A 17,584-nucleotide genomic window follows, 5' to 3' on the forward strand; every position below is an offset into this window, starting at 1 on the left:
CATTTCATGAAAAGAGGTTCCTCTATGAAGATGCGTTCATTACTGTCCATGTTCATCATCATGTTCTTATTATTTTTTGGGACTACCACAACTTCACTTGCGCATTCCATAGATATGAGTTACTCGGATTTAAACATTGAAGGAAACGAGATTCTCTATGATCTTTTTATTGAACAAAAAGACTTGTTTCCACATTTCGGTACTGACTTGGATAATCTGGTGAACGATGAACTGGCCTCGCAAAAAATCGAAGCCTATTTACAGAAAGGTCTTCGCATAGATGCTGATTCGAAGCAGCCCTTAAAGTTGGAATTGGTTTCGATGAACATGGCGCAAAAGGGTGTCGTAAGAGGTGTGGAATTTCAACTAAGGTTTATCGCCGATGAAGAAATCAAACAATTTAATCTTCATTACGATCTGATATTTGACGCTGTGCCTACTCATACGAGTGTACTCATGGTCCATGCAGGTGATTATTTTCAGCAGGATATGATTGATAGCACTAATAAAGATATTCTAATCAACCTTCCAAAGGGCCTTCCCAAGGACCCTCCCAAGGATCTTCCAAAGGACCTTCCAAAGGCTAAGATTGGTGCTGTTTTGTGGAAATACTTTAAGCTTGGCATCGAACACATTTTGACAGGTTATGATCATTTACTGTTTTTGTTATCCTTAGTAATAATCGCAACTAGATTCAAGGATGCGTTGAAAATTGTTACTGCCTTTACTATCGCCCACAGCGTTACACTGTTCTTGGTGGCGACAGGTCGCATTCACGTCATCCCGTACTGGGTCGAATCCTTGATTGCCCTGACAATCTGTTATGTAGCAGTGGAAAACATATTTGTTAAAAAGGCGAAATGGCGGTGGCTATTAACGGCCTTATTTGGTCTGATTCATGGCATGGGCTTTGCCGGGGCCTTGGCTGAAACTGGACTTCCAAAGAGTAATCAACTTGGCTCACTCCTGATGTTTAATTTAGGTGTGGAAGCAGGACAACTCATGATCCTATGCCTATTACTTCCTTTCTTGCTATTGATGAAACGTTTCCCATGGTATCGTAAAATGATGGTCTCAACGTCTTGCCTTATTTTTGCGGTGGCATTTTATTGGTTATTTCAAAGACTACAATAAGTCCATGATGATTCCTATTTCTGATTTCTTACATTGGGAAAATGATTTTGTGCGATGTTTAATTCCATCATGTTACATTTAATAGCAATAAATTTTATATTATATATTGATACTATTACTATATTATTTTATATTTTTCTAGGTATAATAGAATGCTCCTTATTGTTGAGCTAGCTAGATGCATTCTACTTGAATTTAAGAATAAAAGACATTAATGAGACTGTTGAACAGGCTATTTTGGATCATATTTGAGAAACTAGAAATGCTTAATATGAAAAAACAGGGTAAGAAAAAATTTATCAAACCTAATTTTTAAAAAAATGATAGATAAATAAAAGGACATTACATAGTTTATATGACTAATATGTAATGACCTTTCTTATACATGAATAAGTTAAAGATCGAGTAGGTTACTTCGGTAGTCTATTTTCTTGCCAATTGACAATGAAGAAATTTAAGTATAGTAATCTATCTCGGGACAATACCACAATTTTTAGCACTCATAGATTTTATGAAAAAAATGGATTTGCGAGTATAAAACGTTCAGATTTACCTGAGAAATTTCCAGTGGTACATGTCGATAAAATATTCTATAAGTATTTGGTAGATTTGATACAAAAATTGTTTTTTAACTAAAGGATGCAAAAATTGAACAATTTGGATTGCTTAAGACTCTATTATTTCTTGTTCTATAATAAGGGTAGTTTTGGATTCTTATTGTTTTTTTATTGATATATTAGTAAAAAAAAGAATTAAACGTAATGTTTATGAGAAAGCGGCTTGCTTTTTTTTTGTTGTAGATCTGGAATTTTTATGCTCCAATACGTATTAAAAAGTCATTACTTTTAGCGACCTAGTAAATAATTATGAAAAGAAAATATTTTGCCAAAGATGGTATTCATAGGAAACTTCAGAAAAGAAAGTAGATATATGAAATATCAATATTCTTTAGTACCTATTACATAGAAAAAAATTAGCGATTTATGTTTTCGAACATTTTAATGATTTTTCAGATTCATAATTATTGAGATCGTGTAGAGTAATTGCCAAGTAGTGTTGGAATTTTAGAGTTGTTGTACCTCAATAGCAAATTTAAATGTGGAGAGGCTAGTAGTTATATAGTACTTTAGAATGCTTTAGTAAATTTGTTAGAATAGTCAGACTTTACAAACTTCGAACCTCAAACTTATACTAATAGTAGTTGAAATTTTCTTTCAAAATAAAAATAGTGAATTTTGAATTTTATTTACAACTATAAAAAGGATTTTCCAACTAGACAATCCTTGAATGAATCATAATGGGAGGGGACAAAATTGACTCGAATTACTCGAAGTATTGTAACATCAACACTATCTCTTGCGTTGGTTACTACAACAGGTTCTGTCAGCTACGCTCAAACAAATGCAGAGAAAACCTCAATCCAGTCAGAGGTGAATGGAATGAAACAAAACAAACATAGTGATAACTTTCCCGTGTTGAGCAAAGTAAAACGTCCTGAAGAGGTTGGATTTTCATCCGAGAAATTAAAACAAGTAGATGAATTGATCCAACAGGATGTAAACAATGGTTTTCCGGGTGCAGTTCTAATGATTATTAAAGATGGAAAAATTGTAAAAAACACTGCTTATGGGTACTCGAAAAAATATGATGGGCTATCACCACTGAAACATCCTCAGAAAATGAAGACTAATACAATGTTTGATTTGGCATCAAATACTAAAATGTATGCAGTTAACTTCGCTTTGCAACATCTTGTTAGTATCGGAAAAATAGACTTGAATTCAACTGTACAATCATACTTTCCAAATTTTAAAGACAAATCAACTGATATGATTAAAGGGAAGGATACCCTGCGCTTAATCGATATATTACACCACACTGCTGGTTTTCCAGCTGATCCGCAATACCACAATCCTACTGTAGCAGGTCCCTTGTATACACAAGACCGTAATGAAACATTTGAAAAAATCGCTGAAACACCGTTAGAATACGTACCTGGTACGAAAAACATTTATAGTGACGTGGACTATATGATCCTTGGTTTTATTATTGAGAAGGTAACTGGAAAACGACTAGACGACTATGTAGAAAATACGATTTATAAGCCGTTAGGTCTAAAACACACAATGTTCAACCCCTTGCAAAAAGGATTCAAACCGAAAGATTTCGCGGCAACCGAGTTAATCGGGAATTCACGTGACGGGATCATTTCTTTCCCAAACATTCGTACATACACAATACAGGGAGAAGTGCACGATGAGAAGGCATATTACTCTATGGGTGGCATATCTGGTCATGCGGGGCTTTTCTCTACGACAAGCGATTTAGCGGTTCTATTGCAAGTAATGTTAAACGGAGGTGGATATGGTAAAGTAAAACTATTTGATCAAAAAACGATTGATCAGTTTTCAGCACCTTCCGATTTAAATCCAACATATGGCTTAGGTTGGAGAAGAAATGGCTCTCCGAGTATGTCGTCAACTTTTGGATTATATGCAAGTCCAAATGCGATTGGACATACTGGTTGGGTAGGCACGCTGACCATTATAGATTCTGATAATAATTTAGGGATTGTCTTAATGACCAATAAAAAACATTCACCTGTAATTGATCCACTAATAAATCCGAACAAATTTGAAGGGGATGACTTTGCTACGGGTCAATATAAAGCCGTGGCGACTGCTGTGTATGAAGCATTGATTAAGTAATTGTTGGGATACTTTTTTGATTTATGCTTGAACTAGGAAAGAGAAAAATCTTCAGATTGAATGATTTTTCTCTTTTTTATAATTAAGTGAAATACCATTTGTTAATAGTAAGATTCCACATACATCCTATTAAAAATATTATTGCAAATGCAACAATATTAAGGTAGATTATAAAGTATAATAATTTTATTGCATTTGCAACAAAAGTAATGAAGGAGGTATCACGAAATATGTATATTCCAAAATATTATAAAGTCACAAATCCTGAAGAAATTTGGGATTTCGTTCAAAAAAACTCTTTTGGCACGGTTATCACAACAAAACAGGGTAAACCAATTGCTACTCATTTACCTTTAGCTATAACTAAAAAAGGTGAAGATTATTATATTACTGGGCATATTGCATATGGAAATCCACAATGGAAAACATTTGAGAATAGTGAAGAAGTGCTTGTTATGTTTCAAGGACCTCACGCATATATTTCATCTTCTTGGTATGAAGTTGAAGAAGTTCCAACTTGGAATTATCAAGCTGTGCATGTTTACGGAAAAGCAAGCATTTTAGAAAGAGATGAGTTAGTAGATGAATTAACAATCATGCTAGAGAAATATGAAAAAAATCGTGAAAACCCAGTACTATGGGATAAACTTTCTCCACAACTTTTAGAAAGTGAACTAAAAGGTATAGTTGGATTTAAGATTAAAGTGGAAGAAATTCAGGCCTCATATAAATTAAGCCAGAATCGAAGCGAAAAGGATTATAATCATATCATTGATAATTTACAAAAAGAAGAAGATCCTCATTCAAAACAAATGGCTGAACTGATGGGAAAGAGATTAGAGCGTTTATCTTTTAAGGAAAGTAAGAAGTAAAGTTTGTAAAAAAAAATGAAATTGAACTAGTACATTTAATTATCCGCATATAAATTATGAAAAGCTGTCTTTTTAGATAGCTTTTTTTGCTTCATAAAGAATTAAGTATGACATAGGAATCTTAGTAAAAGGATGTGAAGATAGTTGCTGATTTTGTTACTAGCGGTACCAATCTTATTATTAGCATTATTTTGTTTATGGGTCTCAATTTTCAATAAAAAAAAGCTTTTATTAAAGAAGATACTATACTTCTTAATAGGAGTAACCATGTTGATGATCGCGATATATCTATTTGATTTCTATTTATTTTTTCGTCTTTAGTGGCATCTTCGTTTTGTTAAGGGTAAAAAGTTTTTGTTCAAGTTACAAAAATATTTTAGCTGATTAAAAATATTTTTGTAGAAGAGACAAAAGAATAATCAGAACCTATGTTAAAATTAAATTACATATCTTTCCAAATAAGTAAAAAATGAACTGTTGTTACTTCGAATTTTATGAACTTTCCCTGGTTAGCTAATAAAAAATATAAAAATACATAATATAAAAATACTAGTGAAGAGGAGTATAGAATGAAAGAATTTTTACAGCTTTTAAAAAAGGGTAATAAATCTGCATTATTAGCAGCGATTGTTAACGCTGTAATAGCGATAATAAAAGGAATAGGGTTTAGTATGACTGGAAGTGTTGCACTCTTTGCTGAGATGATGCATAGTGCTGCCGATACTGCAAACCAACTTTTTGTATTTAGCGGTTCAGCTTTAAGTAAAAAGGCACCAACAGATCGGTTTCCAAATGGATTTGGTCGACTTGTTAATTTAGTTTTACTTGGAGCAGTATTAATTGTAGGAATTATGGCATTTGAAACGATTGTCGAAGGAATTCAGCATATTGTACATCCAACCCACTCTTCAGGTCTGGCTATTACCCTAACTATTTTAGGTGCTTCGGTTGTGCTTGAAGCCTTTGTACTTTACAAAGCAATGAAAGAAATTAGTCATGAATTAGGAATAACAACAAGTGGTTTTGGAGTGGTTACTGAGGCAATTTCTAATTTAGGAAAAGCAAAACCAGCTACGAAATTAGTTTTCTTAGAAGATACAGTAGCAACTCTAGGTGGATTATTAGCGATGATTGCTGTAATCATTGCTTACTATACACCATTCCATCAAGCGGAAGGTATCGCTTCTGTTATCATCGGTATTTTGATGTTCCTTGTTGTTGGAAAAGTATTTCTTGATAATGCTGCAGGAGTAATTGGTGAATCCGATGAAGAAATGGAAGACAAGATTGGTGAAATCGTAATGGAAGATCCAGATGTCAAAGATATTCAAGCTCTTACGGTTGTTAAAGAGGGGGAAGATTTACATGTTGAATTAGAAATTGAACTAGACCCTAATTTAACAGTAGCTCAAGCTGATGACATAAAAGACCGATTAGAAGAAAAAATTATGAAAGAAAAAGGTGTAACAGACGTTATTATCGAATTGGACGAAGATGACGGAGTTCAAAATTGGACTGAAGAAAATAAAACAGAAATAATCAAAAAATAGTAAAGATTGAAACGACAAATATTAGTTTTGTCGGTTCTTTTTAGTATGGAGAGTTTTATTTACCTTCTGTATTAGTGAAAGGACTTGGTTGTTTCAAATACCTCTTTATAATTTGAAACATTATAAAATTAGGTTTCAAGTTGCTTATTTAATTCTGTAACAGCATTATTTATTCTCAATTCTGTTTCATCTATTTCTTTAGTTATATTTTAAGGGGTACCTCGAAAATATTTCCTAGAGTTATTGTCTTCAATAAATTTGCCTTTATATGCCCCATATATTCCATATAACTTGGTTTCTAAATTTGTAGACTCATTTACATCTATTAAAAAAGCAATATTACTTTGTCCTACTTTAGAATTAAGGATTCCTTCAAATTTTAAATTTTCATCTCCCATTTCTAAAATTGAGATAGTTTTTCCATTCAACCGCTTTTCACCTGAAATAACTTTACTTATTTTAAATGTTAATTTTGTATATGGTCTACGATGACTTCTCTCATCAATTGGAACATATGGTTCAGTTGCAATAACAGTCCCTTTAACGACTAGCTCAGAGGCTTTCATTAAGTCTTAAAGACGATCAAAGTTTCCAAAAAGGCAAATAGTTGCTTTAGCAATTTCTTTTTTTGAATTTGATTGATATTGTGTCAGATTAGAAGACAAAGTAGATTTATCTGCATCTGTATCACTATCAATTCTTTTAATATCTTCTTTTATTACTCTAGTAGATATATCTTTTTTATTAATGAATAATTTTTGAGAATTGAAGATGAATAAGCTAATTAAGAGACAGATTATAACAAATAAACTTTTAAATAATATTTTCATGATTTCTCCGATTCATACTTATTTATTAAGAAATCCTAATATATGAATATTTTACCAATAGGAAATTTGTAGGGATTATAATTTATTGGATAATTTGTGAACAGTATCACAAATTATCATATATTAGGTTTTGATTTCTTTGGATCTGATAAAGATTCTTAAAGGATTCATTCAAAAAGGAAAGAATTATATTAATTGTACAAACTTTTTAATGAAAGTTTGTTACGAAGTTGATAGAGATATTACATTAAGATGTTAAAATACATGTTTTAGTTAAAGGTATATTAAGGAAAAATTATCGAAAAGATAATAAGTAGTTTTCTTGTATAGTAGTGTTAGGGGAATTAGGACAATTCTATGTCTTAAAGTGAATTGGATAATTCTAAACTACTAAAACGTACATAAAAAGATAAATCTTAGAATGAAATGAATGGTTCTTAGAAAAACGTGAAATTATGTAATCGGTATGACGAGGAGGAATGATCATGTTTGAATTTGAAAATATAGAACAGTTTGCAAGAATAAAAGTTATTGGTGTTGGTGGTGGCGGAAATAACGCCGTTAACCGAATGATTGAAGACGGAGTAGAAGGCGTTGAGTTCATTGCTTTTAATACGGATGCCCAAGCACTAAAACAATCAAAAGCTGAAATTACTATGCAAATTGGTGCAACGTTGACGCGTGGTTTAGGAGCAGGAGCAAATCCTGAAATTGGAAAAAGAGCTGTTGAAGAAAGTAAGTCGCAAATTGAGGAAGTACTACAAGGAGCAGACATGGTTTTCGTTACAGCTGGAATGGGTGGCGGAACAGGTACAGGTGCAGCACCCGAAGTTGCAAAAATTGCTCGAAAGCTCGGTGCTCTAACAATTGGAGTAGTAACTCGTCCTTTCAAATTTGAAGGGAAAAAACGTGCAACAAACGCTGAAGGTGGAATTAAAGAACTTAGGGAAGCTGTTGATACATTAATAATCATTCCAAACGATCGATTATTGGAGCTAGTTGACAAAAAAACACCGATGCTCGAAGCATTCCGTGAGGCGGATAATGTACTACGACAAGGTGTTCAAGGGATTTCCGACTTAATTGCAGTACCAGGATTAATCAATCTAGACTTTGCTGATGTTAAAACGGTCATGTCTCATAAAGGGACAGCCCTTATGGGGATCGGTATTGCAAAAGGTAAAGATCGCGCTACAATCGCTGCTCAGAAGGCATTAAATTCTCCGTTACTAGAAACTTCTATTAATGGAGCTCATGGTGTAATTATGAATATTACAGGTGGACGTAACTTAAGTCTATTTGAAGTACAAGAAGCTGCTGATATCGTTGCTTCTGCATCTCATGAAGAATTAAATATGATTTTCGGTTCGGTAATCGACGAAAACTTAAAAGATGAAATTATTGTAACAGTTATTGCTACAGGATTTGCGGATAAAGAAGAGAAAATGGTAAGAACTCCTTCTAGGCCAATAGAAGAAGCACCTAGCTTATATAATAGAGAGCAACGCTTCCAACAAGATCAAAGATATCGAGTAGACCAACAGCAAGATTTTGGTCGTTATAATGATCAACAAGACACTGGTCGATACACAGAACAGCAAAATTATGGACGTTACAATGAACCAAAAGATTATAATCGCTATAATGAGCAACAAGATTATGGGCGTTATAATGAACAAAATGATTACGGTCGATATAATGAACAGCAGGAATATAACCGTTACTCAGAACGACAAGATCAAAATCGATACACAGAACAACAAGATTACGGCCGCCATAATGAGCAACAAGAATATGGCCGATTTAATGAGAAGGAAGATTCTACTTCATATATTCCGGCTTTCTTACGTAATCGAAAAAACAGAAATAGATAGATTTATAGATGTAGAGAAGGACATGAGTGTTGATGCTCATGTCTTTTTATTTGGCTCTTTTGGTAAATTTTGTAGCATTTATTAAATATATTAATTTTAAATAAATTGGGAGAGCAGATAAAATAAATTATCATTCAGAAGGTGAACCAACATCTAAATATAAAAAGATAAAAACTTGGAGCCTTTCGATGAAAAATAATTACCATTATTCAACTAATGCATGCTTCAGTTGAACAAGACCCGAAGTTTTGCTAATGCGACGTATTTTGCGTTCTTGCCAGCTATTAGGTTGTCAATGTTTTTAATAACAAGTACATCGATTCAGTATAGTTAACTACTAGTTAATACAATTTAAACATGATAAAATGTCTAGGAGTTTAGAGTTAGGGGGCAGTAGTTAAATGAATCAGCAGTGGAAAGAACAGTTAGAGAAGCACAGAAATAATCGTAAAGAAGAAATCCTTACTGCAGCTCAGCATTTATTTCTTGAAAGAGGATTAGGGGTTGTTAAGTTAAACGATATCGTAAAGCAATGTGGGATAAGCAAAGTTACATTTTATAAATATTATAAATCGATTGATGAAGTCATTTTTGCGGTTCAAATGAGTTTACTAGAGAAGTTTATAGAGCGAGATAAAAATTGGGAATCTAAAGGGAAAAATGGATGGGAAAAGATGGAGTATGTTCTCCGAATTCAAAAAGAAACTTTGCAAACTGACAATGCTGCAATCAGTTTCATAGGCCTCTTTGATATGCATTATCGTGACCATTATCCCACTCCGGAATTGGAAAATGCATTTTTAGATTTATTAAAAAAAGGTCGGTCACACTTTAAAAACATACTCTTAGAAGGCATTCAGGATGGATCAATTCGAAATGATATTGACATAAGGACTCTGCAATTTACAATAAGCAATGTAATGAGCGCGACAATTCAACGTATGGCTTTAAGAGGTAAAATTTTAAAATACGATCAAGGTATTGATCCCAACTTGATACTTGAACAGATGGTTAATATGATCTTAACATACATAAAACCAATGAAATAAATAAAAAAGGATGTTGTCTTTAAAGAGACGGCATCCTTTTTTTGTAAGATTTACAATTCATTAACAAGATAAATACACTTAATTAAAAAAAGAAAACTATAATTCAAAGTGTGTTTACTATTGGTAAACACATAGTTACACTATGTAATTGTTTTTGGAGGGCGATCAACCAAAAAGGAAACTTAAACTGAATTTATTCAACTGGCGGTATTAAGAAGGCTAATCAAGGCACGGAGGGAACTTGGGGATGAATATTAAAAATAAGGAAACGTTAGAAAGCCGAACTAATTTTAGACCTATAGCGAGTTATAGAACAAAGGATGGACGAAAAATAATTGAGAACCGACTTTTTCGTTCAGGAGAACTAGCTCAATTGAATAGTGAGGATCTTCATTTTGTCCATTCTATTGGGTTAAGTCACATTATAGATTTTCGTTCTAAACAAGAAATAGAAGATAAACCGAACCCGATTATTAAAAATACTAGGTACGTCAATATAGAAGCTATTGGGGGATCTATGAATCATGATGAAATGATGGTTGCCCTTAAGAAAATTTTAGAATCTGGTCAATCAGGAAGTTTTTTAGAAAACGTCAACCGTAATTTTATAAGAGATACTACTTCTAAGAAGGCTTTTAGACAATTTATAGATTTGGCAATTGAGGCTGATGGAAACCCAATTTTGTGGCATTGTACGGCGGGTAAAGATCGAACTGGCTTTGCTGCAGCTATCTTATTAATAATACTCGGAGTACCAATGGAGCAAATTTTTGAGGATTATTTACAAAGTAATAACAATCGAGTCGAAGAGAACAAAAAAATACTAGAAATACTGTATACGATGTTTCCAAATAAAGATGAATTTGATTATCTCAATGATGCTATGTCCGTAAAAGCATCCTATTTACAAGCAGCATTGGACGAAGCCGAGAATAGCTATGGTTCCATTGAAACTTATCTAGAAGAAGGGCTTGGTGTTACAGCAGACATACGTTCACGTTTACAGCAACTTTACTTGGAAGAGGTGTGAAATCCTGGCCTCAAAGAAATGTATCAAAAAAGTATAATAATCAAAAACAGCAGTAGACCAAGTGGATTTAGCTAAGATCAATATAAATACGATTGTGGGGTTGCAAAAATGAAAGTTTCTACAAAAACAGTTCTTTCTTACGGACTAGGTAGTCTTGGGTCAAATTTGATTTGGGGGTTAATGCTTGGCTATTTAATGCTTTTTTATACCGATTATTTTGGGATTTCGGCAGCTGCTGTAGGAACATTATTTCTTGTAGCGCGAATTTGGGATGCATTAATGGATCCTATTATGGGTGTCATTGTAGATAATACAAATTCCAGATGGGGAAAGTTTAGACCGTATCTTCTGTATGCCCCGGTTATTATGGCCGGTCTTACGGTTCTTTGCTTCTTACAGCCTAATATCAGTCCGGTATCCAAGATTGTGTACGCATATGTAACGTATATCATGTGGGGAATGAGCTACTCTGTTGTAGACGTTCCGTATTGGTCCATGACAGCTGCTATTACAGACGATCCAAAGGAACGGACAAAAGTGGTGATGGTGCCCCGGGTAATGGCAATTATCGGTGGAGTAGTTGTAAGTGCCTGTACCTTACCGCTTGTTAAAGCGTCTAACAGTTGGTTCCTTGTCAGCTTAATCTTTGCAGTATTATGTGTCGTCTTCTTCTGGACTACATTTTTTAACGTAAAAGAACAAGTAACAGTAACACGAAATGAAAAGTTTACATTCAAAGATGCTTTTCGAGTAATCAAATTAAATCAACCGCTTCTGATGTTGTTGTTGACAATGTTATTAGAAGATACCATTACAAAATTCAAAGGTGCTTTCGGTATCTACTATTTCAAATATTATTTACATGCCGAAAATCTTTTTCCTCTATTTTCTTTGGTCAGCATAGTGCCAATATTAATAGGAGCTATGTTTGTACCGATGATGTCGAAGCGATTAGGGAAAAAGAAAACGACTATCATCGGACTTGTTGGTTCCGGTGTGTCGGGATTTGCTTTATTCTTTGTAGGCAAAAGTATGATTCCGTTCTTTATTCTATCTATTCTAGGTTCTTTATTTTTTGGTATAGCGGCGATTACGATGAGTGCTATGATCGCCGATTGTGTAGAATACGGTGAATGGAAAACTGGAAAACGGGCAGAGGGAACGGTATTTGCAACTAACACCTTCCGCTCTAAATTCGCGGGGGCGATTGGGGGAGGATTAGGTGCATATCTGCTTACTGGTATTGGTTATATCCCTAATCAAACTCAAACAGGTTCAACGATGGTGTGGATGCAGGTATTTTATACGATTATTCCTGGAATCTTGTTAATAATCTCTGCAATACCGCTTATGAAATATCCGTTATCAGAAGGATTCTATGAAAAAATCCTATCTGAAATAAAAATTAGACGAAAGAGTAATTCAACAGAATTTAAGAATGCGCAATAAGAGCTAATGATTCGGACATGTATAAAAAACATACAAATAAAGGGGAGTAAACATGATGAATTTAAGAGAAAATCCTTTCTTTCTAACAGATGAAGATATTAAGTGGGTGAACGAAACCTTATCCTCTATGACGACTGAAGAAAAAGTTGGGCAACTTTTCTGCCTGCACGGTATGGATAAGGATGAAAAGAAATTGAAAAAAATAATAGAAAAATTTAAGCCTGGTGGGTTTATGTTTAGACCAGACAAAGGAAAGGCAATTCAAGAGGTACATCGTTTTTTACAGGAGCAATCCGCAATTCCTCTACTTCTTGCGGCAAACCTTGAAGCTGGAGGAAATGGCATTGCATTGGATGGGACAGCAGTTGCCAATCCCATGCAGACAGCAGCAACAGGAAACACAGAAATAGCATACAAGTTAGGGGAGATTGCAGCTAAAGAGGGCAGTGCTGTCGGTTGTAACTGGTCTTTTGCACCTGTAGTAGATATTGATTTAAACTTTCGAAATCCTATTACCAATATTCGTACCTTTGGATCAGATGTTTCCACAATTATAAAAATGAGCAAAGCATATGTACAAGCATTGCAGGAAAACGGACTAGCTGCATCCATCAAACATTTTCCAGGAGACGGTGTAGATGAAAGAGATCATCATCTAGTAACTTCTGTTAACTCTCTCTCCGTAGAGGAGTGGGATCGTACTTATGGCATCATTTTTAAGGAATTAATTGAGGCAGGTACAAAAACGATTATGCCTGGACATATTATGCTCCCTCATTATTCTAGAAAACTTCGTCCTGATATTAAGGATGAAGAAATAATGCCGGCTACACTATCTAAAGAATTGTTACAAAATTTACTAAGAGAACAACTGCAATTCAATGGAGTTATTGTCTCTGATTCTACAATGATGGCTGGATTCGCAATGGCAAAAAATCGAGAAGAAGCAGTTCCATTATCAATCGAAGCGGGCTGTGATGTTTTCCTCTTTAACCGAAATATACAAGAGGACTTTGAATTCATGATGAAGGGTATTGAAAACGGAATATTGACGATGGAAAGAATAGAGGAAGCAGCCACGAGAGTGTTGGCCTTAAAAGCATCTCTTGGTCTCCATAAAAAAGAAGTAGATACCTTAATTCCGAGAGAAGAGGAGCTCAAAGTACTAGGTTGTCAAGAACATAAGGAGTGGGCATCAATTGCAGCAGATGAATCTATTACTCTGGTAAAAGATACAAAACAATTACTACCTATATCCGCTGATCAATATCGTAGAGTTTTGTTAATTCCTGTAGAAAACATAAATTCACAGCTAAAAGCAGAGGGCTTCTACTCACAATCCTACAATGAGAGCTTTGCAGATAAGCTACGTAAAAATGGGTTTGAGGTGGATCTCTTTAACCCAAATCAAAATTTTGGAGCATCATTTATGACTCCTACTTACACAATAAAAGAACAATATGACCTTGTTATTTATTTAGCGAACCTTCCTACTGTTAGCGTAAAGCCGACTTTGAGGCTACAGTGGTCGCCAATGCTTTCGGGCGATTTACCTTGGTTCATTCAGGAAGTTCCTACTATTTTCATTTCTTTGGCTAATCCGTATCATTTATTTGATATTCCGAGAGTCCCTGTCATGATTAACTGTTATCATGCAAACGAAAACGTTGTAGATTACCTTTACATGAAGTTAATGGGAGAATCTGAATTTAAAGGAAAAAGCCCTGTAGACCCGTTTTGTGGGTGCTGGGATACAGGGATGTAATAAGATCTAAGTAAAATAAGGATTTTTATAAATTCAATTATACAACTATAGCATTTCTTATTAAAAGATCACAAAGGGCTGTATAAACAGCCCTATTTATTATGTTATTTAGCAGTTTAGTAAAAAAGGAATTTAATAAAAAGTTGAGAATATTAAATAGCATTAAATTTAAATCCATCATAGATTCGGAGCATTACAATATACGCATGGGTGTGAAGTAACATAATTCACAGAGTGGCTCTTTTTTTGGAGAAACAGTCTAATTTAAAGGAAGGAAATTATTAATGATTAAAATCATCGGGTTCATTGCTGCGATATTAACGACAGCTTCCTTTTTACCACAAGCAATCAAAACAATAAAAACAAAAGACACATCAGGCATTTCACTAATAATGTACATTTTATTTAGTGCAGGAGTTTTTCTTTGGTTAGTTTACGGAATATGTATTCATGATTTTGCAGTCATTTCAGCGAATTCAGTAACGTTTGTGTTTGCATCAATTATTTTATTTTATAAGTTAAAAAGTCCACACTCATAATTAGGTATTCATATGAACTAATACTCTTACGCATGATAATATAAATCATGTTTTCATTTCTTATTGAATTAAAGCAGTGCAATAGTTAGATAAGACTCCTTTAAAAGTCATATCATTGATATGGCTTTTATTGTTCCAATGCAACTTTATCTATAGTACTCAAAAATATTTAACTGTAATTTAATTAGGAATTTGATATGAACCTAACATTAAATCTTTACATTGTTCATTAGTAGCTAACGAGATATTTAGTGACAACTACTTGAAATCTATGTAAAGGAAAAAACACCATTCCATTTCACTCTGATCTAACGCTGAATTCAGCCTTATCTTTATTTCTTTTTTTCTTCCAGTCTATAAACATTAATAAAAATGGACCTGTACAAAAAAATAATACCTGTAAAAAAAGAACATACAAATTATACTTACGAAACTCCGGTCCAACTATAATCAATACCGTAAACATCATGTAGGAAAATATAATTAATATATTTCTTGCTAATTTCATAATATAACCTCCTGTTTCAATTGGTTGTTGCACCGATAAAAAATATACCATTTAAGTTAAAATTGAATTAATCTTTTTCAAAACTGTCTCTATTTTTTTAATGTGCGTTTACGAAATTATGTTAACCTTTATAAAGGTAAAATTAATCAATATTTATTGTCATTATTGTTTATTTTTTCACATTTTTTAATAGCACATTACTCCTTTTGGAATTTATGAAAAATATACAAAACTATTATTTGTATATTATTTTTGAATTCTTTAAAAGTCAGCAATCAAATTCTGTAGATAAAAAATGCATTATGAAATCGATTCAAAAAAATTAAAAATTATTAAAACTTTTTTAGCTCTCAGGAGTCTAATGTATAGAACATCGAGATGGAGGGATTGAGATTGCAGGATCATAGTCTAGTGAAAAGGGCTATCAAAGGAGATGAGCAAGCATTTTTGTCAATTATGCATGAGCATAAAATATCATTATATAAAACTGCATTAGCCTACTTAAAGAATAAAGATGAGGCAATTGAAGCAATTCAAGAAGTAACGTTTAGAGCTTATCAAAACATACAAACATTGAGAGAACCAAGTTATGTAAAAACATGGCTTATTCGGATTATGATTAATTACTGTCAGGATTCTATAAAGAAGAATAATAGAGTAACCTTCGACGATGAATATATTTCACAGCTAGGTACGAACGAAGACTATAACTATATTGAAATAGAAGAAGCAATGTCACAGCTTGATGATACACAGCGACAGCTATTACATTTAAAATATTTTCACGATGTCAAAATCAAAGATATTGCAATTATGTGGAATCGTCCAGAAGGTACAGTAAAGACTTGGTTGAATAAAGCATTGAGATCATTAAGAGGAATTCTTGAAGAGAAAGGAGAAAATGGCAATGTTTGAAAAAGAAGAAAGAGAATTAAAAAATTTGAAAGAAAAATACGAAAACGTCGATATACCTCTTGATGATATTGATGAGGCTATTCAAATTGGTTTTCAAAATGCAAAAGAAGTTAAGATGTTCAAAAAACCGAAACGGAAATTTAGAATTTGGTCAATAGTTGCAGCTGCCGTTTTTCTTTTTGGAATTCTAGCAAGTATACGTGTATCACCAACCTTTGCTGATTATTTAACAAAAGTACCAGGGATGGAGAAAATTGTTGAAATGGTACGTGTGCGTCATGATAACGGGTTACTTTCAGCGGTAGAAAATAAATATGCCCAAAAGATTGGTACATCACAAGAAAAGAATGGCATTAAAGTTACAATCGATTCTGTTATTGCTGATGAACAAGACATCGTTTTATTTTATACGATTGATAGTAACTCAAAACAGAAAAATTTCGAAATCGATGAAGCATATCTTAAACCGAGTAATGGGGAAAAATTACCCGAACACTCTTTATCTTTTGGAGGTACTGTCGATAAAGTTAGAGGTCAATATACAAGCACAGTAGAATACGATTTTGATAAACCATATGAACAGCAAGATTTTAATTTAGTTTTAAAAATTAAGAATGTAAAGCAATCAGCACAATTTTCGATTCCACTTTCAATAAAAAAACATGAAAAAACGAATCAAATATATGAACTTAATAAAACGGTAATGATTGAAAATCAAAAGATTAAAATTAAAAAAGTTACCATCTATCCGCTCCGTGTAGCAGTACAAGTTGAAATGGATCCAAGTAATTCAAAGAAAATACTAGATTTCTCCGGTATAAAACTTGTTGATCAAAATGGTGAGGTATGGTCAAAAATAACTAATGGAACTGCTGCAAAAATTATTAGCGATAATGAAAGAATTATCTTTTTACAGAGTAATTATTTTAAAGATCCAAAAGAATTATATTTTGTCATAAATAAACTTCAGGCAATTGATAAGGAAGATGAGTACCTTGTAATTGATACTGAGAAACAAAAAATTCTGAAACAGCCAAGAGGTAATTATTTATCTGACCTAAAAAAAGAGGGAGATACTATATTTTTTACTTTGAATACAAAAAAGGAATTTAATTACGACATGATTGGGTCAATCACTGATGCAAACGGAAAAGAAATTGAAATGAATGAATCCTATATGGAAGGCAATGTTAATAATAAGCAAATAATAGGTTTTAAGATTTCATCTCGACAAAAGTATATGAATCCGATAAAAATTGATCTTGTATCTTTTCCTTCGTATATCGAAGGAGATGCGAAAGTAAGGGTTAAATGAATTTAACCTAACGGACCTAAATAGGAAAAATAAAAACGTAATCTTT

At 33.2% G+C, this 17,584-nt stretch carries 14 protein-coding genes and 1 pseudogene; 12 read left to right on the forward strand and 3 right to left on the reverse strand.

Translation table 11 applies throughout. The annotated features are described in order from the left end of the window. Window positions 1-24: 24 nt before the first annotated feature. The 4 genes from COJ46_RS09415 to COJ46_RS09430 all read left to right on the forward strand — a co-directional run bounded on the left by COJ46_RS09415 (window position 25) and on the right by COJ46_RS09430 (window position 6,264). Window positions 25-1,134 (forward strand): HupE/UreJ family protein, encoded by a 1,110-nt coding sequence (locus COJ46_RS09415; RefSeq protein WP_098565870.1) that lies wholly within the window; start codon window positions 25-27, stop codon window positions 1,132-1,134. Between the two features lie 1,439 nt (window positions 1,135-2,573). Next, entirely contained in the window at window positions 2,574-3,842 is a 1,269-nt protein-coding gene (gene pbp4b / locus COJ46_RS09420; protein ID WP_098565899.1) for a penicillin binding protein PBP4B, read from the forward strand. Window positions 3,843-4,072: 230 nt separating this feature from the next. Further along, window positions 4,073-4,714: an FMN-binding negative transcriptional regulator gene (locus COJ46_RS09425; RefSeq protein WP_098565871.1), complete on the forward strand. Its 642-nt coding sequence runs from the start codon at window positions 4,073-4,075 to the stop codon at window positions 4,712-4,714. Between the two features lie 569 nt (window positions 4,715-5,283). Then, window positions 5,284-6,264: a cation diffusion facilitator family transporter gene (locus tag COJ46_RS09430; RefSeq protein WP_098565872.1), complete on the forward strand. Its 981-nt coding sequence runs from the start codon at window positions 5,284-5,286 to the stop codon at window positions 6,262-6,264. Between the two features lie 209 nt (window positions 6,265-6,473). Here COJ46_RS09430 and COJ46_RS24770 read toward each other — a convergent pair whose 3' ends face one another. Both COJ46_RS24770 and COJ46_RS09440 read right to left on the reverse strand, forming a co-directional pair. Further along, complete coding sequence (locus tag COJ46_RS24770; RefSeq protein WP_098565873.1) at window positions 6,474-6,830, reverse strand: hypothetical protein; 357 nt, start codon at window positions 6,828-6,830, stop codon at window positions 6,474-6,476. A gap of 6 nt (window positions 6,831-6,836) precedes the next feature. After that, window positions 6,837-7,094, reverse strand: a complete 258-nt coding sequence (locus COJ46_RS09440; RefSeq protein ID WP_098565874.1) for a hypothetical protein — start codon at window positions 7,092-7,094, stop codon at window positions 6,837-6,839. A gap of 485 nt (window positions 7,095-7,579) precedes the next feature. Between COJ46_RS09440 and ftsZ the strand changes: the two are divergent. From ftsZ to COJ46_RS09470, 6 genes and pseudogenes are all read left to right on the forward strand, one after another. Then, window positions 7,580-8,563, forward strand: a pseudogene (gene ftsZ, locus COJ46_RS09445) (cell division protein FtsZ); the annotation flags it as partial. 806 nt (window positions 8,564-9,369) lie between these two features. Further along, window positions 9,370-10,017, forward strand: coding sequence for a TetR/AcrR family transcriptional regulator (locus COJ46_RS09450; protein ID WP_098565875.1), 648 nt, complete (start codon window positions 9,370-9,372; stop codon window positions 10,015-10,017). Window positions 10,018-10,264: 247 nt separating this feature from the next. After that, window positions 10,265-11,047, forward strand: a complete 783-nt coding sequence (locus COJ46_RS09455; RefSeq protein ID WP_098565876.1) for a tyrosine-protein phosphatase — start codon at window positions 10,265-10,267, stop codon at window positions 11,045-11,047. 108 nt (window positions 11,048-11,155) lie between these two features. Then, window positions 11,156-12,496: a glycoside-pentoside-hexuronide (GPH):cation symporter gene (locus COJ46_RS09460; protein WP_098565877.1), complete on the forward strand. Its 1,341-nt coding sequence runs from the start codon at window positions 11,156-11,158 to the stop codon at window positions 12,494-12,496. A gap of 106 nt (window positions 12,497-12,602) precedes the next feature. Next, window positions 12,603-14,261 (forward strand): glycoside hydrolase family 3 protein, encoded by a 1,659-nt coding sequence (locus tag COJ46_RS09465; RefSeq protein ID WP_286145501.1) that lies wholly within the window; start codon window positions 12,603-12,605, stop codon window positions 14,259-14,261. Between the two features lie 284 nt (window positions 14,262-14,545). Then, window positions 14,546-14,800: a SemiSWEET transporter gene (locus COJ46_RS09470; RefSeq protein ID WP_176527933.1), complete on the forward strand. Its 255-nt coding sequence runs from the start codon at window positions 14,546-14,548 to the stop codon at window positions 14,798-14,800. A 298-nt stretch (window positions 14,801-15,098) separates the two neighbouring features. On the opposite strand, the gene COJ46_RS09475 is transcribed toward COJ46_RS09470, so the two are convergent. Then, a complete protein-coding gene (locus tag COJ46_RS09475) occupies window positions 15,099-15,308 on the reverse strand; it encodes a hypothetical protein (protein WP_098565879.1) in 210 nt (69 codons plus the stop codon). 393 nt (window positions 15,309-15,701) lie between these two features. Here COJ46_RS09475 and COJ46_RS09480 point away from each other — a divergent pair, with 393 nt between their 5' ends. Then, window positions 15,702-16,223 carry a sigma-70 family RNA polymerase sigma factor gene (locus tag COJ46_RS09480; protein ID WP_097978086.1) on the forward strand — a complete coding sequence of 174 codons (522 nt, stop codon included), beginning with the start codon at window positions 15,702-15,704 and terminating at the stop codon, window positions 16,221-16,223. Then, window positions 16,216-17,538, forward strand: coding sequence for a DUF4179 domain-containing protein (locus COJ46_RS09485; RefSeq protein WP_176527934.1), 1,323 nt, complete (start codon window positions 16,216-16,218; stop codon window positions 17,536-17,538). The genes COJ46_RS09480 and COJ46_RS09485 overlap by 8 nt, the downstream gene beginning before the upstream one ends. Window positions 17,539-17,584 lie beyond the last annotated feature (46 nt).

This window comes from Bacillus sp. AFS077874 (assembly GCF_002566505.1).
Taxonomy (GTDB): domain Bacteria; phylum Bacillota; class Bacilli; order Bacillales; family Bacillaceae_G; genus Gottfriedia.